The sequence below is a fragment of the Rathayibacter sp. AY1F4 genome (assembly GCF_002931775.1).
Classification (GTDB): domain Bacteria; phylum Actinomycetota; class Actinomycetes; order Actinomycetales; family Microbacteriaceae; genus Rathayibacter.
This window is the reverse complement of record NZ_PSVE01000021.1, coordinates 13,340-36,227: the sequence shown is the minus strand read 5'-3', so window position 1 is coordinate 36,227 and position 22,888 is coordinate 13,340. Positions and strand designations below refer to the sequence as shown.

The following is a 22,888-nucleotide window of genomic DNA, read 5'->3' as shown; positions in this document are numbered from 1 at the left end:
AGAGGAGGGAGACGAGGGCGGGGCCGGAGCCCCGCCCTCGTCGGAGCGGCTGCTACTGGCCGAGCGAGGACTGCACGGTGTTCATGAAGTCCTGTCCCGAGACCTGACCGGCGCCGAGCGGGCCGCCGTTGCTCTGGCTCGTCGTGGTGGCATTGGCGCCGAAGAGCGCCTCGAACCAGGCCACGCTCTGGTCGGTCGCGGCGATCTGGTCCTGCACCTGCTGGGTGAGGGCGGGGATCTCGACGTCCCCGTTCACCGTGAATCCGGAGATCTGCCCGGCTTCGCGCAGCGCGGCCGCCGCGTAGTTCTCGGAGATGCACGAGGCCCAGTTCTGGACCTTCTCGTCCTCGTAGGCCGTCTTCGAGAACGCGATGCTCGTTCCGACGTTGGCGGGAGTCTGGTCGGTGGTGCCCACTCCGCCGTCGACGGTCGGGAACGGCATGAAGCCGACGTTGTCGACGCCGATCTTGTTGGCGGTCTCGTCGGTGAAGTTCGAGACGGCCCAGGACCCCATGTAGATGAAGGCGGCGTCGCCGGTCAGGAAGCTGTTGAGAGCCGTGGCGTAGTCGATGGACGAGGGCGACGGTCCGAAGTCGCCGGCCGAGCCGAGCGCTGCGACCTGCTCGGCGGCCTTCACGTACTCGGGATCGGTCAGCTTCGCCTCACCGCTCTCGATCCTGCTCATGGCGTCCGGGCCGAGCTCGCGGTAGAGGTAGGCGCCGACCCAGCGGGTGACGCCCCATCCGTCGCCGCCCTTGCCCGCCGCGGAGACGGGCTGCACGCCCGCGGCCTTCAGCGTGTCGAAGGCCGACACCAGGGAGTCCCAGGAGTCCGGGATCGTGATCCCGTTGTCCTTGAGGATCTGCTTGTTGTACCAGATGCCCTCGATGTTGAGCTCGGTCGGCATGACCATGGTCGTGTCGCCGTAGATGGAGGCGATGCTCGACGCCGCGACCGGCACGAAGCTCTTCGCGATGTCCGAACCGGTGAAGTCGGCGACCTTGTCGGCGGCGAAGAGGTCCTTCATCAGGTCGGGCGAGTTGGCCGACACGAAAGCGGACGGCAGGGCGTTCTGGCCGCCGAGCAGCTGGAGCTGCTGGTCGAGCGAGCCCTGCGCCTGCTTGTTGATCTTCAGCGGCAGGGCCTCGTTCTCCGCCGAGCACTCGTTCTCGCTCAGGGAGGTGAGGACCGCGGGGATGGTCGTGTTCTCGTTGATCGCGAGGAAGGTGAACTCGGTGGCAGCGGCCGAGCCGCCACCGCCTCCACCACTGCAGGCGGTGAGGGCGAGAAGAGTGACAGCGGCCGCGCTGAGGGCGGTGACCGTGCGTCGAGACTTCATGCTGGTGCTGGGCATGGGTTCCTCCTTGAACCTAGAGCTGTGATTGAAGCGCTTCAGACGCCGCAGGTGACACCGTAGCACCTCGTCGCCGGAACGACGTCGGCGATCGGAATGAGGCGCGCTCCCGGCCCCGACCTGCTGCCGACACGCTGCGCCTGCAGGCGGGGCGGGCACGAGCCGGGTCAGCTCCCCGAGGTCCGCCGGATCGCCACCACGGTCACGTCGTCCGCCAGCATTCCCTCGGCCGCCAGGCCTGTGACGCCGGCGACCGCGTCGGCGGCGGTCGCCGGGGCGGCGACGGCCGCGTCGGCCACCCGGTCGAGGGCGGCGAGGGAGCCGTCGAAGAGGTCGAGCACACCGTCGCTGCAGATCAGCAGCAGGTCGCCGGGGTGGAGCCGGAGGCCGGTCGGCTCCCACTCCTGCGTGCCGAGGAGGCCGAGCGGCAGGTGGGCGGAGGGGATGCGCTCGCGCGAGCCGTCGGCGCGGCAGACCATCCCGAGTCCGTGGCCGGCGTCGACGAGCGCGATGTCGCCGGTCGAGGCGCTGAGCCGCAGGTGGAGGAGCGTGACGAACGCGTCGTTCGCCGACAGATCCGGCTCGACGACCCGGTCGATGAGCGCCATCGTCGCCGCGGGGCCGAGGGCGGGAGGAGTGACGCGCAGGGCGGCGCGGACCGTGGCCGCGATCATCGCGGCGCCGACCCCCTTGCCCATCACGTCGGCGACGGTGACGGCGAGCCCGTCGGGCGTGCAGCGCCAGTCGAAGAAGTCGCCGCTCACCGTCCCGCTGGGCACGCAGGCGCCGGCGACGTCGTAGCCCGGGAGGTCCGGGACCGAGCGGGGCTCGAGCCGCCGCTGCACCCTCTCGCCGTCGGCGAGCTCCTGCCGCGAGCGGGCGGCGCCGGCGGTGAGCATCTGCGCGACCTGCTCGCCGCTGAGCGAGGCCATGCTGAACGACACCACGACCAGCAGCACCAGCGTGATCAGCGTGGTGGTCGGGGTCCCGAACCAGGTCGCGAACAGCTCGCTGCGCAGCCCCGCGGCCAGGAACACGGCGAACCGGAGCGCGTAGTAGAGGGAGAGGGCGCCGGAGCTCAGCAGCAGCGGCCAGCGCGTGCGCGAGCGTCCGGCGCCGAGCAGCGCGATCTCGCGGGTCGACAGGCCGATGAGGAGCGCCATCGAGGCGAGGTAGAGCGGCCCTCCCGACCAGTCGTTGACGGCGGGAGAGTCGAGGCTGGACACGCCCGTCACCACCACGGTCGGAGCGACCACCAGCCACCACGGCATCGGTCGGCCGCGGAGGGAGCGGCTCGCCGCCCAGACCGCGGCGGCGCCGGCCACGATGAGCCCGTTCCCGAGCGGATTCGCCCACACCTGGTCGGCCGTGCCGTCGCGGAGGTAGGCGAGCGAGCCGCCCATGAACAGCGCGAGCGCCGTGCACCACCAGAAGCTGAAGGACGAGCGCGTCGACCGGTAGGTGACCAGCGCGAACAGCAGGAAGAGGGTGAGGGCGGTGACCCCGAAGGCGACGCGGAGGGTCGTGGCATCGAGCAAGGCGGGTCCGTGGCCCTTCCAGGAGACCGAGCGGCGGAGCGGCGGACGGGCGCCGTGATCAAGGGGATCCTGGCACGGCGCACGGGCCGTACGCGGCGCGCCGTGGAGGCCGGCCCCGGGGATCCGCGGCAGTGCGGCCCGTCCGCCCACCCGACGGGGGGAGCAGGAGGGGGGGCTCGCACGTTCGAGGAGAGACCACCGCCCTCGCGCTCGATACAGCATCGCGTGTATCGTCGCTCCCGTGCCCGCCACCGCGACCCTCACCCACTCCGCTGCTCTCGCGCGCCTCGGATCCGCCCTGGCCGACGAGACGCGGTCCCGGATCCTGCTCGCGCTGCGCGAGGCTCCGGCCGTCCCCTCCGACCTCGCGGACGCGCTCGGGGTCTCGCGGCAAGTGATGTCGAACCAGCTCGCGTGCCTCCGCGGATGCGGGCTGGTGGAGGCCGTGAAGGACGGCCGGTACACCTGGTACCGGCTGGCCGAGACCCGGATCGCCGGGGCGCTCGACCACCTGCTCCGCCTGGCCCTGGTCGTCGATCCGGACTGCTGCTCCGGCGACGACTGCCGCTGCGCATGACCGCCCTGCGCGCTCCGCTCCTCCCCGCCCGCCGCCGCGTGCTGCAGAGGCGCATCCGCTGGATCGTCGGCGCGACGATCGGCTACAACGTGGTGGAGGCGATCGCGGCCCTCGCCGCCGGGACGGTCGCCTCGTCCACCGCGCTCGTCGCCTTCGGCCTCGACTCCGTGGTGGAGGTGCTCTCCGCCGCGGCCGTCGCCTGGCAGTTCTCGGGCCGCGATCCGGAGGCGCGCGAGCGCGCCGCGCTGCGGGTGATCGCCGTCTCGTTCCTCGGCCTGGCCGCGTTCGTCGCCGTCGACTCGGTCCGGGCGCTGCTCGGATTCTCGGAGGCCCAGCACTCCCCCGTCGGCATCGTGCTGGCCGCCGTCAGCCTGCTGGTGATGCCCGCGTTCTCCCTGCTCGAGCGCCGGACCGGCCGCGAGCTCGGCTCGGCCTCGGCCGTCGCGGACTCGAAGCAGACGCTCCTCTGCTCGTACCTCTCCGCCGCCGTCCTGGTGGGCCTGCTGCTGAACAGCACGCTCGGATGGACGTGGGCCGACCCCGTCGCCGGCCTCGTGATCGCCGCGGTCGCCGTCCGCGAGGGCCTGGAGGCCTGGCGCGGCGAGTCCTGCACGACGCCGATCTCCGCGCTGACGAGGGAGGACTCCGAGGCCTGCGGCTGCTGCTGACGGGCGGTGCTGTTCCGACGAGGAGGGCGGGACGGCGCGCTTCGGCGGCCCTCTCTCCGCGCTGACGCCGCAAGCCCGTCCCCCTCTCGAGCCGCCGCCGCCGGAGCAGGTCCCTCACGCGCGTCGGCGGGTCAGGAGGCGCCGGGGCCGCCGGGGATGAGAGGGTTGCGCGATGTCCACTGCGAGCGTGCCGTCGCCGCGCGCCGGAGTCCGGACCCGGCGCTTCCGGCGCCTCGCCCGCACGGGATTCGCCGTCAACGGACTGATCCACCTCCTGATCGGCGGCCTCGCCCTGCGCGTCGCGGTCAGCGACGAGACCTCGCGGGAGGCGGACGCGTCCGGGGCGATCGGGCGCATGGCGGACTCCCCCGTCGGGCTCGTGGTGGTCTGGGCCGCGCTGGTCGGGCTCGTCGCGCTCGGCCTCTGGCAGCTCTCCCTCGGCGGGCGCTCCTCCGCACCCGGCCTCGCCGCCCGCCTGGGCCGCCGGATCGTCGAGTCGGGCAAGGGCTTCGCCTCGCTCACGCTCGCGGGCACCACGCTCGTCTTCGCGCTCGGCGGCTCGACGAGCTCCTCGGCCACGATCCGCCGCATCAACACCGAGCTGCTGACGAGCACGGTCGGCGTCGTGATCCTCGTGATCGTCGGCGGGATCGTGCTGGGCAGCGGGATCGGCTTCGTCGCGATCGGGATCCGGCGCGGCTTCCGCAAGCTCGTCCGCATCCCCGAGGGCCCGACCGGGACCGCCGTGCTGATCCTCGGTGCGACCGGCTACATCACGAAGGGGCTCGCGCTCGGCCTGGCCGGCGGGATCTTCGTGGTCGCGGCGCTGACCGGCGACGCCCGCCAGGCGACCGGGCTCGACGGGGCCATCCGCTTCCTCGACGTCCCTCCGTACGGCACGATCGCCCTGACCCTCGTCAGCGCAGGACTGGTCATGTACGGGCTGTTCCTCGTCGCCCGGGCGAAGCTCGCGAAGCTCTGAGCCGACGCGGCAGTCGTTCACAGTCGCCACCCATATCGCTGAGTATCGTTCGGAGAAACAGGAGGTCATCATGAACGGATCGTCATCGACCGGCGCGTTCGGCACCGGCACGCCCATCGAGAGCATCTGGCGCGCGATGGAGCAGGCCCGCTCCCGCATGGAGAAGCGCGTCGGCTCCCGGGTCGGCCGCGGGGACGTGCGCACCGCGGTGCTCGCGCTCCTCGCCGAGCAGCCCATGCACGGCTACCAGATCATCCGCGAGATCGAGGAGCGCAGCGGAGGCGACTGGAAGCCGAGCCCCGGCTCCGTCTACCCGACCCTTCAGCTCCTCGCGGACGAGGGCCTCATCACGGCCGACGAGCAGAACGGCCGCAAGACCTACACGCTGACCGACGCCGGCCGCGCGACGGTCGCCGAGCACGGCACCTCGACCCCGTGGAACGACTCCGACCACGTCGACTTCGGCGCCCTGCCCAAGGCGGGCCTCGAGCTCGCCCAGGCCGCGGCCCAGGTCGGACGCTCGGGCACCCCCGAGCAGATCCGCAAGGCCGTCGCCGAACTCGAGGACGTGCGCCGCCGCCTGTACGCGATCCTCGCGCAGGACTGACCCGGGTGGCCTCGGTCAGCCCGGGTCCTGCCGCCCCGGGCCACCGAGAGCGGGAGGACCGGCGGCGCTACCGCCGGATCCTCCGCTTCGCCGCGTGGCATCTCGCGGTCACCTGGTTCTTCGACCTGCTCCTGCCGCGGGTGGGGCTCACGCGCGTCGCGCTCCGCACCCGGCCCGGCCGGATGCGCCGCTTCGCCCGCAGCTTCCACGTGCTCGCGGTCGATCTCGGCGGCCTGATGATCAAGGTCGGCCAGTTCATGTCGTCGCGCCTGGACGTGCTGCCGCCCGAGATCACGCGCGAGCTGGAGGGGCTGCAGGACGAGGTCCCGCCCGTCCCGTTCCCGCGGATCCGGGCGCTGGCCGAGTCCGAGCTCGGGCTGCCGCTCGAGCGCGCCTACGCCGGAGTCGACGAGTCGCCCGTCGCCGCCGCCTCCCTCGGGCAGGCCCACCGCGCCCGGCTCTCCCCCGTCGACGCCGAGGACACCGGCTACTCCGCCGCCATCATGAAGGTGCAGCGGCCGGGGATCGACCAGATCGTCGAGGTCGACCTCGCGGCTCTGCGCCGCGTCGGCGGCTGGCTCAGCCACGTGCGCCTGGTCTCGGACCGCGTCGACGCCCCGGCGCTAGTCGAGGAGTTCGCGGTCACCAGCCTCGAGGAGATCGACTACCTGCAGGAGGCGGCCAACTCCGTCCGCTTCGCCGCCGACTTCGCGGGCGACGCCCGGGTGGCCGTCCCGGACGTGGTCTGGGAGCGCTCGACCCGCAAGGTCCTCACGCTCGAGGACGTCACCGCGATCAAGATCACCGACCACGCCGCGCTGCTGGCCGCCGGGATCGACCCGCGGGAGGTCGCTCCGGTCTTCGCGGCCGTGATGTTCGACCAGCTCTTCACCAACGGCTACTTCCACGCGGATCCGCACCCCGGCAACGTCTTCGTCACGCCGACCCCCGGGGGCGAGCTGCCCTGGCGCCTCACCTTCATCGACTTCGGGATGATGGGCGAGGTGCCGCCGAGCACCCGCGCGGGCCTGCGCCGGATGCTGATCGCCGCCGCCTCCCGCGACGGCAAGGGGCTCGTCGACGCGGCCCGCGCGGTCGGCGTCCTCCTCCCCTCGGCCGACTCCCGCGAGCTGGAGCGGGCGCTCACGCAGCTCTTCGCCCGCTTCGGCGGCATGGGCTTCGCCGAGCTGCGGGAGGTGGATCCGCGCGAGTTCCGCGACTTCGCCGTGCAGTTCGGCGACGTGGTGCGCGCGCTGCCGTTCCAGCTCCCCGAGAACTTCCTGCTCGTCATCCGCGCGATGTCGCTGACCTCGGGCGTCTGCAGCGCGCTCGACCCGGCCTTCAACCTGTGGGACTCGGTCGAGCCCTACGCGCAGCAGCTGATCCGCGAGGAGCGCGGCTCCGTCGTGCAGGACGTCGGCAAGCAGGCCGTCGACACGCTCGGCCTGATCTGGCGCCTGCCGCGCCGACTCGACGAGCTCGTCACGACCCTCGACGACGGCGAGCTCGCGGTCACCGTCCCCACCATCGAGCGCCGGCTGAACCGGCTCGAGGGCACCGTCCGCCGCGTGATCTCGGCCGTGCTGTTCGCGGGCCTGCTGATCGCGGGCGCCGTCGTGCGCCCGGACGACAGCGGCTTCGGGACGGTGCTGATGATCACGTCGGCGCTGCCGCTGCTGCACGCCCTGCTGGCCCGCGGCCCGCGCGCCTGAGAGCCGCCGTCAGGCCGCGGCGGCGAAGGCCCGGGCGGCGCGGGTGACCGCCTCCGAGAGCGCCCGGATCGCCGGGGTCTCGACGCGCCGGGCCAGCGTCGCGAGGTAGATCGTCCGCGCCGGGACGGCGTCGGCCTGCCGGAACGAGACGGCCCGGACGTCGTCCCGGTGCGTCGCCAGCGCGAGCCGCGGCGCCATCGCGATGCCCACGCCCGCAGCCACCATCGCCTGCACCTCCTGGTAGTCGTACGCCTCGTAGACGACGTCCGGGGTGATGCGGGCGCGCGCGCAGCTGCGGTACAGCACGTCGGCGGCGGGGTGGCCTCCGTTGCGCGTGATCCACTGCTCGCGCGCGAGCGAGCGGAGGGGGACGCCGTCCTGGATGGGGCTGTCCGCGGCGACCAGCAGCATCGTCTCGTCCTGCACGAGGCGGCGCAGCACGAGGTTCTTCTCGGTCTCCTCCGTCCAGGCGTAGCTCCACAGCAGCGCCAGCTCGATCTCGCCCGAGCTGAGCATGTCGATCAGCTGCGGGCGGAGAGCGGACTGCACGCGGATCTCGATCCCCGGCCAGGCCGCGTGGGCGTCCTTCAGCGCGTCCGAGAGGAGCGAGGCGCTCACGGTGGGGAACGACCCGAGGCGCACGGTGCCCCGCTCGAGTCCGCGGATCGCCTCGAGCTCCCCCTCGGCGGCCCGGAGCTCCCGGCGGACCGCCCGCGCCCGCTCGACAAGGACCCGCCCCGCCTCGGTGAGCTGGACGCCCCGCGGAAGACGGTCCAGGACCGGCTGCCCGATGAGCTGCTCGAGCTTGGCGATGCGCTGCGAGGCGGCCGAGGTGGTCATCCGGGAGCGGGCGGCGCCGCCCGTCAGGGTGCTCGTCTCGACGACGTCGAGGAGCAGATCGAGCGTGACGAGATCGAAGGTGGCCATGGCCGAGTGTAGCTCTGCTTAAGGCCTCCGTAGCATTTTGAGATTTTGCCGAAGCCTCCTGATTCGTAGCGTGAGCCCATCACCGACGCTCAGGAGGCACCGTGCGCATTCCCGCCACCCTCATGCGAGGAGGCACCAGCAAGTGCTGGCTCTTCGATCGCGACGCCGTCCCCGCCGACCGGGACGCCCTCGCCGAGCTCCTCATCGAGCTCTTCGGCGCCGACGACCCCCGCCAGCTCGACGGCGTGGGCGGCGGCACCTCCGTCACCTCGAAGGCGGTCGTCGTCGGCCGCAGCACCGAGCCCGGCATCGACATCGACTACCTGTTCGCCCAGGTCGCGATCGGCGCCCACGTCGTCGAGTGGGGCAGCAACTGCGGCAACTGCGCCACCGCCGTCGCCCTCTGGGCGGTCGAGCAGTTCGGCCTCCCCCGCGACGAGAACGGCTTCACCGGCGTGCGGATGCGCAACCTCAACACCTCGGCGGTCGTCGACGCCCGCGTGGCCGGCGGCTCCTCCGAGGAGGTCTCGGTCCCCGGCGTCCGCGGGACCGGCACGGCGGTCGACCTGGCGTTCGTCGACCCGGCCGGCTCCTCCACCGGCTCGCTCTGGCCCGGCGGCGGCCCGCTCACCACGCTCGCGGTCGACGGACGGGAGCTCGAGGTCACCCTCGCCGACGCCGGCGCCCCCGTGGTGCTCGTCGCGGCGAGCGCCCTCGGCCTCGGACCGGCGGCCGGCGAGATCGACCTGCTCGCCCACGTGCCGCTGCTGCGCCGGATCCGCGCGCACGCCGCGGTCGCGATGGGGCTGGCTCCGTCGGTCGAGGCGGCCGGCGACGCGGTGCCCAAGGTCGGAGTCGTCGGCCCGGCCGTCGACTACGTCACCTCGCTCGGCGAGCACGTCGCCGCCGCCGACTACGACGTCTCGGTGCGGATGCTCTCGATGAACGCCCCGCACCCGACCATCGGCCTCACCAGCGCCGTCGCCGTGGCCCTCGCGGCCGGCGTCGACGGCTCCGTCCTCACCGCGACGGGGGTCGATCCGTCGACCACCGCCCTGCGCATCGGCACCCTCGGCGGCCCCCTCCGCTGCGAGGTGCAGGCCGACGCCGGCACCACCCTCGTGCTCCTGCAGCGCGCGGCCCGCCGGATCGCCGACTCCGAGCTGCTCACCCACCAGACCCTCGCGCGCTGACGCGCTACCGTCAGCACCAATCAGGAGAAGACAGTGTCGTCTATCGAGATCATCCCCCTCATCGGCCTCGTCGTGATGTTCGTCATCGCGACCGTGTTCCCGATCAACATCGGCTTCCTCGGCTTCATCGGAGCCTTCCTCGTCGGCGCGATCGCGTTCGGCTACGACGACAAGGAGATCCTCGAGGTCTTCCCGGCGTCGATCGTCCTCACCATCATCGGCGTGACCTACTTCTTCGGCATGGCGAAGCAGAACGGCACCATCGACCTGATGGTGAACGCCTGCATCCGGGCAGTGCGCGGCCGGGTCTACCTCATCCCGTGGGTGTTCTTCCTCGTCGCGGCCTTCCTCACCTCGCTCGGCACCTTCAGCCCGGCCGCGGTCGCGCTGATCGCCCCCGCCGCGATGAGCTTCGCCGGCCGCACTCGGATGAGCCCCCTCGTCATGGGCATCATGACCATCAACGGCGCCCACGCCGGAGCCTTCTCCCCCATCTCGGTCTCGGGTGTGCTCGTCCGCGGCATCGTCGAGGACGCCGGCCTCACGCTCGACCCGTGGCAGCTGTTCCTCTCCAGCTTCGGGATCAACACGCTCCTCTCGGTGCTCACGGTCGTCGTCTACGCCGTCGCCTCCCGCGTCCGCACCCTCGAGTACACGGCCACCGGCTCCATCCGCACGGTCGGGCCGAACGCCGTCGAGGCCGAGCGGATCCCGCTCACCCGCACCCGCCTGCTCACGCTGGTGCTGATCGCCGCGATCCTGCTGATCGTGCTCGTCCTGCACCAGCCCATCAGCTTCGTCGCGATCGCGGCGGGCGTCCTCCTCTCCTTCACCGACCTGAAGAACACGAGCCGGTCGATCGCCGGGATCAGCTGGCCGACCGTGCTGCTGGTGGCCGGCATGGTGACCTACATCGCGATGCTCGAGGAGCTCGGCACGATCGACGACCTCGCCGACATGGCGCTGCTCATCGGGGCGCCCCTCCTGGTGGCGCTGGTGCTCTGCTACGTGATCGGCATCTCCTCCGCCTTCGCCTCCTCGACGGCGCTGCTGGCCGCGATCATCCCGCTCTCGCTGCCGCTGCTGCAGCTCGGGGAGCTGCCGGTGGTCGGGGTCGTGGCCGCGCTCTCGATCGCGGCGACCGTGGTCGACGTGTCGCCGTTCTCGACGAACGGCGCCCTGGTGCTGGCCAACGCGCAGAACATCGACAGGGGCCGGTTCTACCGTCAGCTGCTGGTCAACGCGGGGATCGTGGTCGCGATCGCGCCGGCGATCTGCTGGCTGCTGCTCGTCGTGGTGCCGTCGGCGCTCGCCTGATCCGCGCCGCCGCCGAACCGCCCGCCCGTCCGTCCGGCCGTCCGTCAGAAGGAGTCCACCGTGCCCGGTCCGATCCGCATCGCCGTCCTCGACGACTACCAGGGGGTCGCCGGTCGCGCCGTCGACTGGACGGACGTGCCGGGCGGTGCCGAGGTCTCCGTGCTGCGCGAGCACCTCGGCACCGCGGAGGAGGTGGTCGCCGCGCTCGCGCCGTTCGACGTGGTCGTCGCGATGCGCGAGCGCACCCGCTTCGACGAGGCGGTGCTGTCGGCGCTCCCCTCCCTCCGCCTGCTCGTCACCACCGGCCGGGCGAACTCGGCGATCGACCTCGCCGCCGCCTCCCGTGCGGGCGTCGTGGTGTCCAGCGGAGCCTCCGGAGGCACCACCGGCGCGGCCGAGCTCACCTGGGCGCTGATCCTCGCCGCCCTGCGGCACCTGCCCGAGGAGGACCGCTCCGTGCGCGAGGGCGGCTGGCAGCGGACGATCGGCGGCGACCTCGCCGGGCGCCGGCTCGGACTCCTCGGGCTGGGGGCGATCGGCTCGCGGGTGGCCCGGGTCGGCGCGGCGTTCGGCATGGACGTGGTGGCGTGGAGCCCGCACCTCGACACCGAGCGGGCCGTCGCCGCCGGGGCCGCCGCAGTGTCGAAGGAGGAGCTGCTCGCGACCTCCGACGTGGTCAGCCTGCACGCCCGGCTCACTCCCGGCTCGCGCGGCATGATCGGCGAGGACGAGCTCGCCGGGATGAAGCCGACCGCTCTGCTGGTGAACACGGCCCGCTCGGCCCTCGTCGACGGACCCGCCCTCCTCGACGCCCTGCACCGGGGCGCGCTCGGCGGCGCGGCCCTCGACGTGCACGACGAGGAGCCGCTCCCCTCGGACTCCCCCTGGCGCAGCGCCCCGCGCACCGTGCTCAGCCCGCACCTGGGCTACGTCACGGAGGACACCTACCGACGCTTCTTCGCCGACTCGCTGGAGTGCATCCGCGCCTGGGCCTCGGGAGCGCCGATCCGCGTGCTCGGCTGACGCGGCCACGAGCAGACGCCGGGGAGCAGAGTGCGGGGAGCGAGCCCCGGCACACCAGACGCCCGCCATACGCCCCGGTCCGTAGCATGACGGCATGCGCGTGCTGATCGTCGAGGACGAGCCCTACCTCGCCGAGGCGGTGCGCGACGGGCTGCGCCTCGAGGCGATCGCGGCCGACATCGCCCCCGACGGCGAGACGGCCCTCGAGCAGCTGGCGGTCACCGACTACGACGCCGTGCTGCTCGACCGCGACCTGCCCGGCATCCCCGGCGACGAGGTGCTGCGGCGGATCGTCGCGGACGCGCTGCCGGTGCGGGTGCTGATGGTGACCGCGGCGGACCGGCTCGACGAGAAGGTGCGCGGCTTCGAGCTCGGGGCGGACGACTACATCACCAAGCCCTTCGCCCTCCGCGAGGTGGTGATGCGGCTGCGGGCCGTCGCGCGCCGGCCGGCCGAGGGCGCGCCCCCGGTGCTGGAGTTCGCCGGGCTCCGGCTCGATCCGTTCCGCCGCGAGGTCTACCGCGGCGACCGCTACGTGGCGCTGACGCGCAAGGAGTTCGCCGTGCTCGAGGTCCTGATGGCCGCGCGCGGCGGGATCGTGAGCGCCGAGACGCTGCTCGAGCGGGCCTGGGACGCGAACGCCGATCCGTTCACCAACGCCGTCCGCATCACGATCTCCTCGCTGCGCAAGCGGCTCGGCGACCCCTGGGTCGTCCGCACCGAGCCGGGCGTCGGCTACGGGATGGTCGACCCCGGCGCCTCGGCACCGTGAGCGTCCGCCTCCGCCTCACCCTCAGCTACGCGGGGTTCCTCCTCGTCGCGGGCGGAGCGCTCATCGCCCTGCTGTTCTACGTCCTCCGCTTCGTGCCCGATGAGCAGATCGACGCGGGCGGCCCCTTCGTGCCGAGCCGCACGGACCTGATCGAGGCACTCCTCCCGCGGGTGTGGCAGGTGCTCCTCGCCCTGGCGGTGGTGGGGCTGATCGGCGGTTGGTTCCTCGCCGGGCGGATCCTGCGCCCGCTGGCGAGGATCAGCGCGGTCGCCCGGGAGGTGGCCGCCGGCTCGCTCGACCGGCGGGTCGGGCTCGGGGGCCGAGCCGACGAGTTCGGCCTGCTCGCCGACGCCTTCGACTCGATGCTCGAGCGGCTGGAGCGCTCCTTCGCGGAGCAGCGGAGGTTCGCGGCGAACGCCTCGCACGAGCTGCGGACCCCGCAGGCGATCGCGCGCAGCATCCTCGACGCGGCCCTCGCCGACCCCGGGAGCGGCGACCCGGGCGAGACGCTCCGGCGCCTCGACGAGACGAACCGGCGGGGCACCGAGATCGTGGAGGCGGTGCTCGCCCTGGCGGCCCTCGACTCGTCCGAGCCGCTCCTCCGGGAGCCCGTCGACATCGCCGAGACCGCCTCCGACGTCGTCGACGAGCTGCGCCCGCTGGCCGAGGCCTCCGGGATCGTCGTGGTCGACGAGCTGGGCGAGGGCTCCTTCGACGGGCATCCGGTGCTGGTGCGGCAGCTGCTCGGCAACCTCGTGCTGAACGGCGTCCGCCACAACGTGCCGGAGTGCGGCCGGGTGGTCGTCGCGACGCGGACCGCACCCGACGGAGCGGTCGAGGTCGCGGTCGTCAACACCGGACCGGTGGTGCCCGACGCGCTGCTCGCCACGATGACCGAGCCCTTCGTGCGCGGCGCCGGACGCACCGCGGGCGGGGCGGCCCCGCGCGGCGCCGGGCTCGGGCTCGCGCTCGCCGCCCGGATCGTCCAGGTGCACGACGGCGAGCTGCGCCTCGACGCCCGCGATGAGGGCGGGCTCACGGTGACGGTGCGGTTCCCCCCTCCCGGCGTATGGTCGGCGTCTGCTCGGCCCTGACGCTCCCGTCACCCCTCCCCTGGTGTGCTCGCTGCATGCGCTCCACCTTCGTCTCCCCTCACCGCCCTCGCCGCGCCGGCTCCGCCGTGATCGCCGCGTCCCTGGCCGTCGTCCTGATCGCCGCCCTCCTCGGAGCGGCGTCGTGGGCCCTCCTGAGCGAGCGGCGCGGCAGCGCGCCCGCGGCGGCCGAGCTCTTCTCCGACCCCCTCGGCGACGAGGACGGCTACATCGAGGAGGGCGAGTCGGTCTCTCCCTTCGCCGACGACCTCCCGGCGATCGCCCGCCTCGACCCCGCCCTGCGCGCGGCCGTCCAGGCCGCCGCCACGGACGCGGCCGCCGACGACGTGCCCTTCGTGGTGACCAGCGGCTGGCGCAGCGAGCGCTACCAGCAGGCGCTGGTCGACGACGCCGTCCGCGAGTACGGCGCGGAGGAGGCGGGCCGCCGCGTCGCATCCGTCACCTCCTCCGCCCACCTCACCGGCGGCGCGGTCGACATCGGCTACACGGACGCGGACAGCTGGCTCGCGCAGCACGGCACCGACTACGGGCTCTGCCAGATCTACGCGAACGAGATCTGGCACTTCGAGCTCGCCCCCGAGCCGGGCGGCGACTGCCCGGAGCAGCTGCCCGACGCGAGCGCGACCTGAGCGGCTCTCCCGCGCTCCCGGGATCCGATGCGTCGCGAAGGGTCGTCATCGGAGCCGCGTGGGAGCCGTTCGCGACGCATCGATCGCGCAGGCGGCCGGGGCTCAGCGGCCGGGCTCAGCGGCTGGTGAGCAGCTCGACGAACTCGTCGGCCATCGCGAGCTGGGCGCTCAGCGCCTCGCGGCGCTCGCGGGCCTGCGCGACGAAGGCGTCGAGCTGCGCGCGGACCTCGGCCGGCGCGTCGTCGCCCTCGGCCTCGAGGGTGTCGATCACGCGGAGCAGCGCGGCCATCTCCTCCAGCGAGAAGCCGAGCGGCTTCATGCGGCGGATGAGGATCAGGCGGTCGTAGTCGGTGGACGTGTAGAGGCGGAAGCCGCCCTCGGTGCGGCCGGACGCCTTCACGAGGCCGATCTCGTCGTAGTGGCGCAGGGTCCGGAGCGAGAGGCCGGTCCGCTCGGCGAGCTCGCCGATGTGCATGGTGCCGATCCTGCTCACCCCTTCAGATCTACCCTTACGTGAGGGTAGGGTTGCCCGTGCTGCTGACACGCCTCTGCAAGCTTGGCATCCCCGCCCGCTTCCGCCGACCCGATGCCGCAGCTCTCCGCGCTCCTCGTCGAGCACCCCTCCCACTCCCTGGAGCCGCCGCGATGGCCCTCGCCTCGAAGACCCCTGCCCGCCCGCACGCCGAGCCCACCGTGATGACGGCGCTGCGCACCCCCCGCATCCTGACCCGCGAGGTCCTCGCCGGCCTCGTGGTCGCGCTCGCGCTCATCCCCGAGGCGATCTCGTTCTCGATCATCGCGGGCGTGGATCCGCGGGTCGGCCTCTTCTCGTCGTTCGTGATGGCCGTGTCGATCGCGTTCCTCGGCGGGCGCCCCGCGATGATCACCGCCGCCACCGGCGCCGTCGCCCTCGTGATCGCCCCCGTCGCCCGCGACTACGGGATGGACTACTTCATCGCGACGGTGATCCTCGCGGGCGTGCTCCAGATCGTGCTCGGGCTGCTCGGAGTGGCGAAGCTCATGCGCTTCATCCCCCGCAGCGTGATGGTCGGATTCGTGAACGCACTGGCGATCCTCATCTTCTCGGCGCAGATCCCCAACCTGATCGGCGTGCCCTGGCTGGTCTACCCGCTGGTCGCCGTCGGCATCGTGATCATGGTCGTGATGCCGCGCCTGACGAAGGCCGTTCCGGCGCCCCTCGTCGCCATCGTCCTGATCACCGCGGCGGTCGTCGTCACGGCCGTCGCCGTCCCCACCGTCGGCGATCAGGGCGAGCTGCCCCGCAGCCTCCCCGAGCTGTTCGTCCCGGATGTGCCGCTGACCTGGGAGACCTTCACGATCATCGCGCCGTACGCCGTCGCGATGGCGCTCGTCGGACTCCTGGAGTCGCTGATGACCGCGAAGCTCGTCGACGACATCACCGACACCCCCTCCCGCAAGACCCGCGAGTCGCTCGGGCAGGGCGCCGCGAACGTGCTCTCCGGCCTGTTCGGCGGCATGGGCGGCTGCGCGATGATCGGCCAGACGATGATCAACGTGAAGGCGTCCGGCGCCCGCACCCGCATCTCGACCTTCCTCGCCGGCGTGTTCCTCCTGATCCTCGTCGTCGCGCTCGGCGACCTCGTCGCGATCATCCCGATGGCCGCGCTGGTCGCGGTGATGGTGATGGTCTCGGTGGCGACGTTCGACTGGCACAGCATCCGCCCGTCGACCCTGAAGCGGATGCCCGTCGGCGAGACGGTCGTCATGATCGCCACGGTCGTCGTGGTCGTCCTCACCCACAACCTGGCGATCGGAGTCGTCATCGGCGTCCTCGCCGCCATGGTCGTCTTCGCCCGCCGGGTCGCCCACTTCGCGACCGTCGAGCGCACCCTCTCCGCCGACGGATCGACGGCCCACTACACGGTCACCGGCGAGCTGTTCTTCGCCTCCAGCAACGACCTGACCACGCAGTTCTCGTACGCGGAGGACCCCGCGCACGTCGTGATCGACCTCTCCGGCTCCCACATCTGGGACGCCTCGACCGTCGCCGCGCTGGACGCCGTCACGACCAAGTACGAGCGCCACGGCACCCGCGCCGTGATCGAGGGCATGAACGACGCCTCCACCCGGATGCACGGCCGCCTCGCCGGGAACCTCGGCGCGGGGCACTGAGGGTCGGGGCTGCGGGACCGCACGCGCAGCCCCTCAGAGCGGCGCGAGCACCAGCGACCAGAGCCAGCGCCCGCCGACGACCCGGTGCACGACCACGAACAGGGCGGTGATCCCGAGTCCGACCGGCAGCAGCACGGCGCCGGCCGCGAGGCGGTCGGTGGGCACGGCGAGCAGCAGGCCGAGCGGCACCGACGCGCAGGCTGCGACCAGCGCCGCGACGAGAGCGGCGCGGCGGTCCCGGGTCGCCTGCGGCACGACTCCGATCCGGCGCCGGACCAGCCGGTGGGCGAGGGCCCACGCGGCCGTAGTCCCGAGGGCGGTGCCGCCCGCGATCGCCGGCACGACGAGCTCGGCAGGCAGGAGGAGCCCGCCGACGAGCGCCCCCACCGCGACGCCGACGGCCGAGACGACCTGGGTCGCCAGCGAGTCGCGGGCCCGACCCAGCGCGAACATCGCCCGGTTGAGGACGTAGGTCTGGCTGAAGCCGACCAGGCTCAGGGCGAGCAGCTGCAGGACTCCGCCGATCACCGGTGTGCCGAAGACGAGCTGCGTGAGCAGTGGCGCCGCCGCGACGAACAGGAGCGTCGCGAGCAGAGTGACGGCGAGCACCGCGTCCTCGGTCCGTCGGAGGTTCACCGCCGCGGCCGCCCGATCGCCGCGGTGCAGGTCCCGGCTGAGCGGCGTGAACATCGCCGTGGCGACGGAGACGACCAGGATGCCGTGCGGCAGCAGGAGCAGCAGCTGCGCGCTCGAGAAGGAGTTGAGGCTCGGCCCGTCGACGCCGGCGCGGTTCATGGCCTGGCCGGCCGCCGTCGCCGCGTTCGAGACGACGATGTACGTTACCTCTGCGACGAGGGCGCCCAGGAACACCCAGACCGCGTCCCGCGACACTCCGCCGAGCCCGGCGACGCCGAAGCGCGGCCGCAGGCGGACGCCGACGGACCGCGAGAACGCGACCGCGATCACCCCCTGCACCACGATCGCCGCAGTGGCAGTGCCGCACAGGAGCGCCACCATCTCCGGCGTCCACTCGTCGGCGGGTGTCGACGCCGCCTCGGGGTGGATCAGGAGGAACACCGCGATCCCGAGCACCGAGATCACGTTCGCGCAGGCGGGCGCCCACGCGCCCGGCCCGTACTTCTCGGCGGAGTTGAGCAGCTGCGAGAAGACGGCGAAGACGATGTAGAAGAAGATCTGCGGCAGGCACCAGTAGGCCATCTGGGTGGCGAGCAGAGCCCAGTCGGCCGACCAGCCCCCGGCGTAGAGCCCGACGATCAGCGGCGCCGCGAGCGTGCAGGCGGCCGTGAGGAGCGCCGCTCCGCCGAGGCAGACGGTGAGCAGCCGCTCGAGGGTCCGCACGCCCTCCGGTCCGTCGGCCCGCGCCCGGACCATCTGCGGCACGAGCACCGCGCCGAGCACCCCGCCCGCGATGAGCCCGTACAGGTAGGTGGGCGCGGAGTTCGCGACCTCGAACACCTGCCCGCCGACCGACGCGCTCGTGCCGCCGACCGCCACGATCAGGAGCGCCAGCCGGACGAACCCGAGGATCCGCGAGACGAACGACGCGACCACCATCCCCCCGGTCGCGCTGCGCATCCGGGCAGCATAGGCGGTGCGGCCCGGGTCGCTGCCCTCCGCGGCGCCCACCGGGGTCGATGCCTCACGAACGGTCGTCACGGCGGGCGGATGAGGACCGTTCGTGACGCATCGATCCCGAGGGGGCGGGGGTGGGAGGGCGAGCGGGCGGCGCTAGACGCGCACGGGCGCGACGGAGGCGCGGCGGATCAGCCGCGTCTCCAGCTCCATGCGGGTGGCCGAGGCTCCCGAGGCGAGCGGGGTCGCCGACCGGTGCGCCTGGTGCAGCATCCGGAAGGCGATGGCGCCCATCTCGCCGATGGGCTGCTGGATCGTGGTCATCGGCGGGGTCGCCCAGGCCGACTCCTCGACGTCGTCGAAGCCGATGACGCTGAGGTCGCGGGGGATGCGGAGGCCGGCGTCGTCGGCGGCCTCGTAGACGCCGAGCGCCATCACGTCGGAGCAGGCGAAGAAGGCGGTCGGCGCGTCGGGCTCGGCGAGCATCAGCCCGGCGGCCTCGCGGGCCAGCTCGCGGTCCCAGTCGCAGTAGGCGACGCGCGGATCCTCGACCCCGGCGGCGCGGAGCGCGGTGGTGAAGCCGTCGATCCGGGCGCTGCTGTAGAGCTGGGTGCGGGTGCCGCCGAGGACGCCGAAGCGGGTGTGGCCGGCGTCGAGCAGGTGCTCGGCGGCCATGCGGCCCCCGTCCCAGTTGGTCGCGCCGACGCTCGCGACGTCGGCCGGGGGCCGCGTGCTGGGGTCGACGACGACGACGGGCAGCTCGGCGGTGGTGAGCAGATGCAGCTGCGCGGCCGAGACGTTGACCAGCACCACGATGGCGCCGAGCGAGGGGCGGCGGAGGAGGCGGCTGATCCAGGCGCCGTCGTCGCGGGCGCGGGTGAGCACCAGGTCGACCCCGGCGGCGGACGCCTCGGCCTCGATCCCCTCGAGGACCGGGCCGATCCAGGTGCCGCCGATGTGGCCGACGACGACGTCGACGATCTGCGCGGAGTGCGGGTCCTCGACCGGCGGGCGCAGGCGCGGACGGCGGCGGTAGCCGAGGGCGTGCGCCGCCTCCATCACGCGCAGGCGGGTCGCCTCCGAGACGTCGGTGCCGCCGTTGAGCACTTTCGAGACGGTGGGGACGCTCGTCCCGGCGCGCTCGGCGATCAGCGCCATGGTCGGGCGGGTGGTCGCTCCGGAGACGTCGTCGTGGTCGGGCATGAGATCACCGTAGCGGATGCCGACTTTCGCAACTGGACCGGCACGCGGACGGCTTGCTCCCGCTGGGAACCGCGGTGCATGATGGTCGAACGCCGGGACCCTCGCACAACAGTTGCGCAAGTCCTGTTCGATGACGAACCGCGGAACGATCCGCCCGCACGTGAGGACGACGATGACCGACCACTCCCCGACCACTCCCGGCAAGACGGCCCTCGTCGTCCGAGGGGGCTGGGACGGCCACCAACCGGTCGAGGCGACCGAGCTGTTCCTGCCGTTCCTCCGCGACAACGGCTACGACGTGCGCGTCGAGGAGTCGACCGCCGTGTACGCCGACGAGGCCTACATGCGGACGGTCGACCTGATCGTGCAGTCGAACACGATGACCTCCATCCAGTGGGAGGAGTTCCTGGGCCTCCGCGCGGCGGTCGAGCGCGGCACGGGCCTCGCCGGCTGGCACGGCGGGATCGCCGACTCCTACCGCGACAACTCCGACTACCTGCAGCTGATCGGCGGCCAGTTCGCCTCGCACCCCGGCAAGCACCCGGACGAGCGCACCGGCGAGCAGTCGGACAACTACATGCCGCACACGATCGAGATGACGGCCCTCGCCGCCGACCACCCGATCACGCAGGGCATCACCGACTTCGAGCTGGTCACGGAGCAGTACTGGGTGCTGCACGACGACTACAACGACGTGCTCGCCACGACCACGCAGGCCGTCCGCCCGTGGGACCCGTGGAAGCGCCCCATCACCTCCCCCGCGATCTGGACCCGCCTCTGGGGCGAGGGCCGCATCTTCGTCTCGACGCCGGGCCACCGCGTCGAGATCCTCCAGGACGACAACGTCCGCACGATCATCGAGAGGGGAATGCTGTGGGCGTCCCGCTGAGAGTCGGCATCATCGGCGTCGGGAAGATCAGCGAGCAGTACCTCGCGAACCTCCCGACCTTCCCCGGCCTCCGCCTCGTCGCGGTCGCCGACCTGAACCAGGAGCGGGCGCAGCAGGTCGCCGACGAGCAGGGCGTCCGCGCCCTCACCGTCGACGCGCTGATCGACGACCCGGAGATCGACGCGGTGCTGAACCTCACGATCCCGGCGGCGCACGTCGAGATCGGCACCCGCGCCTTGAAGGCGGGCAAGCACGTCTTCGCCGAGAAGCCGCTCGGGCTGAACCCGGCCGAGGCCGCGCCGATGCTCGACCTCGCGGACGAGCTGGGCCTGCGCTTCGCGAGCGCCCCGGACACGGTGCTCGGGACCGGCGTGCAGACCGCGCGCCTCGCCCTCGACTCCGGAGCGATCGGCACCCCGATCGCCGCGCAGGTGCACTGGGCCGCTCCCGGCCACGAGCGCTGGCACCCGGCGCCCGAGTTCTACTACCAGCCCGGCGGCGGCCCGCTGCTCGACATGGGCCCGTACTACCTGACGGCGCTCGTGCACTTCTTCGGGCCGGTCGTCCGCGTCACGGGCCTGGCCACCCGCTCCGACCGCCCGCGCACGATCGAGACCGGGCCGAAGGCGGGCACGCCGATCGAGGTGACGATCGACACGCACATCACCGCGCTGCTCGAGCACGCGAGCGGAGTCGCCACGACCGTCACCGTGAGCTTCGAGGTCTGGCGCAGCCGGGCCCCGAAGTTCGAGGTCTACGGCACCGAGGGCACCATCTCGGTCCCGGATCCGAACATGTTCTCGGACCCGGTCGAGGTCGCCGTCCGCGACGAGGACTGGCGGGTCGTCCCCGACTCCGCCGGCGTGATCGACACCGGTCGCGGAGTGGGACTGGCCGACCTCGCGGAGGCGATCGCGGAGGACCGCCCGCACCGCGCCTCCGGCCGCGTGGCCCTGCACGTGCTCGAGATCATGGACGCCGTGCTCCGCTCGAACGAGGAGAAGGCGGTCGTGACGATCGCGAGCACCGCCGAGAAGCCCGACGTGATGCCGCTGCGCACGGCGGGCTCGATCGGCGCCTGACAGCGCCGGGGGGCGACGACGGGAGGCGGGGGATCGCCGCCAGCGCGTCGCTCCCCGTTCGGGGGTGACGGCGGGGCGCGACGCCGTAGACTCGGCGGATCGACGGTCCTCAGCCGCCGTCGCACGCGGAGGGGGATCGGCCGTGGCAGTCGGCTTCCGGCGGAGCGGTGAGCTCCGTGCCCTCGCGCGCCCCCGGCTCCGGGCGGCCGGCGACCCGCTCTCCCTCGAGGACCACCGCTCCCGGCTGTCCGGCTGGCTCAGCATGCCCGGCGGGCCGGGTCTCGTGCGCCCCTCCGCCCTCGCTCCGGCGTGGGAGGCGCCCCTGCTCCGGCTCGTGCGCGCCGGGGCGCCGGCGGAGGACCTGCACGAGGCGACCACCGGCTCCCCCGAGGGCTCGCGCCTCGCGGCCGTCGTCGAGCTCGTCCGCGACGCCCTGCACTCCGCGGACGACGATCGCGCTCTGCGGCTCACCGGCTGGCTGGTGCGCATCCGCTACGACCCGTCGGCCGACTCCTTCCTCCGCCGCTACGGGATCGCGCTGACCGTCCGCCTGCCGCTGAGCGGCGGCCTCGACGTGGAGGTGCCGCTCGACGCCCCGGCGCTGCGCCTGCTCTACGCCGAGCTGGCGGCCCCCACGGATCCGGCCGCGGCGGTCGTGGCGGTCGAGACCCTGGAGCCGTCGACCCTCGCGGCGTCGACGCTCGCCTCCCTCTACTCCGCCCGCCGCCGCTGGAGCGACGTGGCCGAGTTCTCGGCGCCCGTCGAGAACGTGGACGCCGCCTCCGCCGCGGTGCTCATCCGCCGCGGCGTCGCTCTCCGCGAGCTCGGCCTGATCGAGGGCGCCCTCGAGGCGTTCGACCGCGTGGTGCGCCCGACCGTCACCAGCGCGCGTCCCGTGGAGCTGCGGGCGGAGGCGCTGCTCGAGCGCGCGAGCACGCTCCTCTCGGACGGGCGCACGGCTCCGGCTCGGCGCGATCTGGAGCGCGTGCTCTCCCGCTACCCGGACAGCGCCGCGGCGCACGAGCTGCTGGCGGTCACCGGGCGCTGACGCGACGGAGGGGCGCACCCTCTGCAGGATGCGCCCCTCCGGGGAGTGCGTCGGCTCAGTGCGTCGGCTCAGTGCGTCGGCTCAGCCCTCGGCCTTCGAGGGCTTGCCCTCGGCGGGCAGGACCTCGTGCGGGGTGTCGCGCTCGTCCTCGCCCTCGGCCTGCGACGGCTTGTCGGACTGGTCGTCCGGGTCCTCGACGGGGCTCGGGGTCTGGTCGCTCATCGGAGTCCCTCCGGCTCGTCGGACGTGGCGGACGGCTCGGGGTGCGCCTCGAACTCCATCCAGGCGCGGTCCAGATCGGCCTGCGCCGACTCGGGCTCGCTGGCGAAGTAGCCGTCGTAGATCGCGCGGCCGCCGTGCTCGGGCAGGTCGTCGCGACCGCCGAAGGCCTGCGCGAAGCGGCCGACCTCGTCGTCCCTCTTCTGCTGATCCCGCAACCAGGCGGGGAAGGTCTGCGTCATGGTGACACCTCTCTCTCCTGCCCTCCAGCCAATCGCCCGCCGCGGAT

General features: G+C 73.1%; 23 protein-coding genes. 15 read left to right on the top strand and 8 right to left on the bottom strand.

Annotated elements, in window-relative coordinates; all coding sequences use genetic code 11:
- Positions 1–52: 52 nt before the first annotated feature.
- Both C5C59_RS13100 and C5C59_RS13095 read right to left on the bottom strand, forming a co-directional pair.
- Positions 53–1,354 carry an ABC transporter substrate-binding protein gene (locus C5C59_RS13100; protein ID WP_181134907.1) on the bottom strand — a complete coding sequence of 434 codons (1,302 nt, stop codon included), beginning with the start codon at positions 1,352–1,354 and terminating at the stop codon, positions 53–55.
- A gap of 167 nt (positions 1,355–1,521) precedes the next feature.
- On the bottom strand, positions 1,522–2,892 hold the full coding sequence (locus C5C59_RS13095; protein ID WP_104238504.1) for a PP2C family protein-serine/threonine phosphatase: 1,371 nt from the start codon (positions 2,890–2,892) through the stop codon (positions 1,522–1,524).
- Between the two features lie 241 nt (positions 2,893–3,133).
- Here C5C59_RS13095 and C5C59_RS13090 point away from each other — a divergent pair, with 241 nt between their 5' ends.
- From C5C59_RS13090 to C5C59_RS13070, 5 genes are all read left to right on the top strand, one after another.
- On the top strand, positions 3,134–3,469 hold the full coding sequence (locus tag C5C59_RS13090) for a helix-turn-helix transcriptional regulator (RefSeq protein WP_104234042.1): 336 nt from the start codon (positions 3,134–3,136) through the stop codon (positions 3,467–3,469).
- Positions 3,466–4,137 (top strand): cation diffusion facilitator family transporter, encoded by a 672-nt coding sequence (locus C5C59_RS13085; RefSeq protein ID WP_104238503.1) that lies wholly within the window; start codon positions 3,466–3,468, stop codon positions 4,135–4,137. Before C5C59_RS13090 ends, C5C59_RS13085 begins: the two co-directional genes overlap by 4 nt.
- Positions 4,138–4,309: 172 nt before the next feature.
- Entirely contained in the window at positions 4,310–5,119 is an 810-nt protein-coding gene (locus C5C59_RS13080; protein WP_104238502.1) for a DUF1206 domain-containing protein, read from the top strand.
- Between the two features lie 70 nt (positions 5,120–5,189).
- Complete coding sequence (locus C5C59_RS13075; RefSeq protein WP_104224292.1) at positions 5,190–5,726, top strand: PadR family transcriptional regulator; 537 nt, start codon at positions 5,190–5,192, stop codon at positions 5,724–5,726.
- 5 nt (positions 5,727–5,731) lie between these two features.
- Positions 5,732–7,438: an AarF/ABC1/UbiB kinase family protein gene (locus C5C59_RS13070; protein ID WP_104238501.1), complete on the top strand. Its 1,707-nt coding sequence runs from the start codon at positions 5,732–5,734 to the stop codon at positions 7,436–7,438.
- A gap of 9 nt (positions 7,439–7,447) precedes the next feature.
- Here the strand turns inward: C5C59_RS13070 and C5C59_RS13065 are convergent, their stop codons facing one another.
- Positions 7,448–8,365 (bottom strand): LysR substrate-binding domain-containing protein, encoded by a 918-nt coding sequence (locus tag C5C59_RS13065; protein WP_104238500.1) that lies wholly within the window; start codon positions 8,363–8,365, stop codon positions 7,448–7,450.
- Positions 8,366–8,466: 101 nt separating this feature from the next.
- Here C5C59_RS13065 and C5C59_RS13060 point away from each other — a divergent pair, with 101 nt between their 5' ends.
- From C5C59_RS13060 to C5C59_RS13035, 6 genes are all read left to right on the top strand, one after another.
- A complete protein-coding gene (locus C5C59_RS13060; protein WP_104238499.1) occupies positions 8,467–9,558 on the top strand; it encodes a PrpF domain-containing protein in 1,092 nt (363 codons plus the stop codon).
- 33 nt (positions 9,559–9,591) lie between these two features.
- Positions 9,592–10,875, top strand: coding sequence for an SLC13 family permease (locus tag C5C59_RS13055; protein ID WP_104238498.1), 1,284 nt, complete (start codon positions 9,592–9,594; stop codon positions 10,873–10,875).
- A gap of 60 nt (positions 10,876–10,935) precedes the next feature.
- On the top strand, positions 10,936–11,898 hold the full coding sequence (locus C5C59_RS13050; protein ID WP_104238497.1) for a D-2-hydroxyacid dehydrogenase family protein: 963 nt from the start codon (positions 10,936–10,938) through the stop codon (positions 11,896–11,898).
- 94 nt (positions 11,899–11,992) lie between these two features.
- The gene (locus C5C59_RS13045) at positions 11,993–12,670 is read left to right on the top strand and encodes a response regulator transcription factor (RefSeq protein WP_104238496.1); all 678 of its coding nucleotides are present in this window, start codon (positions 11,993–11,995) and stop codon (positions 12,668–12,670) included.
- The gene (locus tag C5C59_RS13040) at positions 12,667–13,764 is read left to right on the top strand and encodes a HAMP domain-containing sensor histidine kinase (RefSeq protein ID WP_104238495.1); all 1,098 of its coding nucleotides are present in this window, start codon (positions 12,667–12,669) and stop codon (positions 13,762–13,764) included. Before C5C59_RS13045 ends, C5C59_RS13040 begins: the two co-directional genes overlap by 4 nt.
- Before the next feature lie 35 nt (positions 13,765–13,799).
- A complete protein-coding gene (locus C5C59_RS13035) occupies positions 13,800–14,411 on the top strand; it encodes a D-alanyl-D-alanine carboxypeptidase family protein (protein WP_104238494.1) in 612 nt (203 codons plus the stop codon).
- Between the two features lie 115 nt (positions 14,412–14,526).
- On the opposite strand, the gene C5C59_RS13030 is transcribed toward C5C59_RS13035, so the two are convergent.
- Positions 14,527–14,886 (bottom strand): MerR family DNA-binding transcriptional regulator, encoded by a 360-nt coding sequence (locus C5C59_RS13030; RefSeq protein WP_104227142.1) that lies wholly within the window; start codon positions 14,884–14,886, stop codon positions 14,527–14,529.
- Positions 14,887–15,056: 170 nt separating this feature from the next.
- On the opposite strand from C5C59_RS13030, the gene C5C59_RS13025 reads away from it, so the two are divergent.
- A complete protein-coding gene (locus tag C5C59_RS13025; protein WP_104238493.1) occupies positions 15,057–16,565 on the top strand; it encodes a SulP family inorganic anion transporter in 1,509 nt (502 codons plus the stop codon).
- Positions 16,566–16,598: 33 nt separating this feature from the next.
- Here the strand turns inward: C5C59_RS13025 and murJ are convergent, their stop codons facing one another.
- Positions 16,599–18,161, bottom strand: a complete 1,563-nt coding sequence (murJ, locus tag C5C59_RS13020) for a murein biosynthesis integral membrane protein MurJ (RefSeq protein WP_146082829.1) — start codon at positions 18,159–18,161, stop codon at positions 16,599–16,601.
- A 153-nt stretch (positions 18,162–18,314) separates the two neighbouring features.
- Entirely contained in the window at positions 18,315–19,361 is a 1,047-nt protein-coding gene (locus tag C5C59_RS13015) for a LacI family DNA-binding transcriptional regulator (RefSeq protein ID WP_104224297.1), read from the bottom strand.
- Between the two features lie 172 nt (positions 19,362–19,533).
- On the opposite strand from C5C59_RS13015, the gene C5C59_RS13010 reads away from it, so the two are divergent.
- From C5C59_RS13010 to C5C59_RS13000, 3 genes are all read left to right on the top strand, one after another.
- The gene (locus C5C59_RS13010) at positions 19,534–20,250 is read left to right on the top strand and encodes a ThuA domain-containing protein (RefSeq protein ID WP_104227162.1); all 717 of its coding nucleotides are present in this window, start codon (positions 19,534–19,536) and stop codon (positions 20,248–20,250) included.
- A complete protein-coding gene (locus C5C59_RS13005; protein WP_104238491.1) occupies positions 20,235–21,332 on the top strand; it encodes a Gfo/Idh/MocA family protein in 1,098 nt (365 codons plus the stop codon). Before C5C59_RS13010 ends, C5C59_RS13005 begins: the two co-directional genes overlap by 16 nt.
- A gap of 142 nt (positions 21,333–21,474) precedes the next feature.
- Entirely contained in the window at positions 21,475–22,380 is a 906-nt protein-coding gene (locus tag C5C59_RS13000; protein WP_104238490.1) for a tol-pal system YbgF family protein, read from the top strand.
- Between the two features lie 81 nt (positions 22,381–22,461).
- Here the strand turns inward: C5C59_RS13000 and C5C59_RS17360 are convergent, their stop codons facing one another.
- Positions 22,462–22,602, bottom strand: coding sequence for a hypothetical protein (locus tag C5C59_RS17360; RefSeq protein ID WP_159940045.1), 141 nt, complete (start codon positions 22,600–22,602; stop codon positions 22,462–22,464).
- A complete protein-coding gene (locus C5C59_RS12995) occupies positions 22,599–22,841 on the bottom strand; it encodes a hypothetical protein (protein ID WP_104227148.1) in 243 nt (80 codons plus the stop codon). Before C5C59_RS12995 ends, C5C59_RS17360 begins: the two co-directional genes overlap by 4 nt.
- Positions 22,842–22,888: the final 47 nt, after the last annotated feature.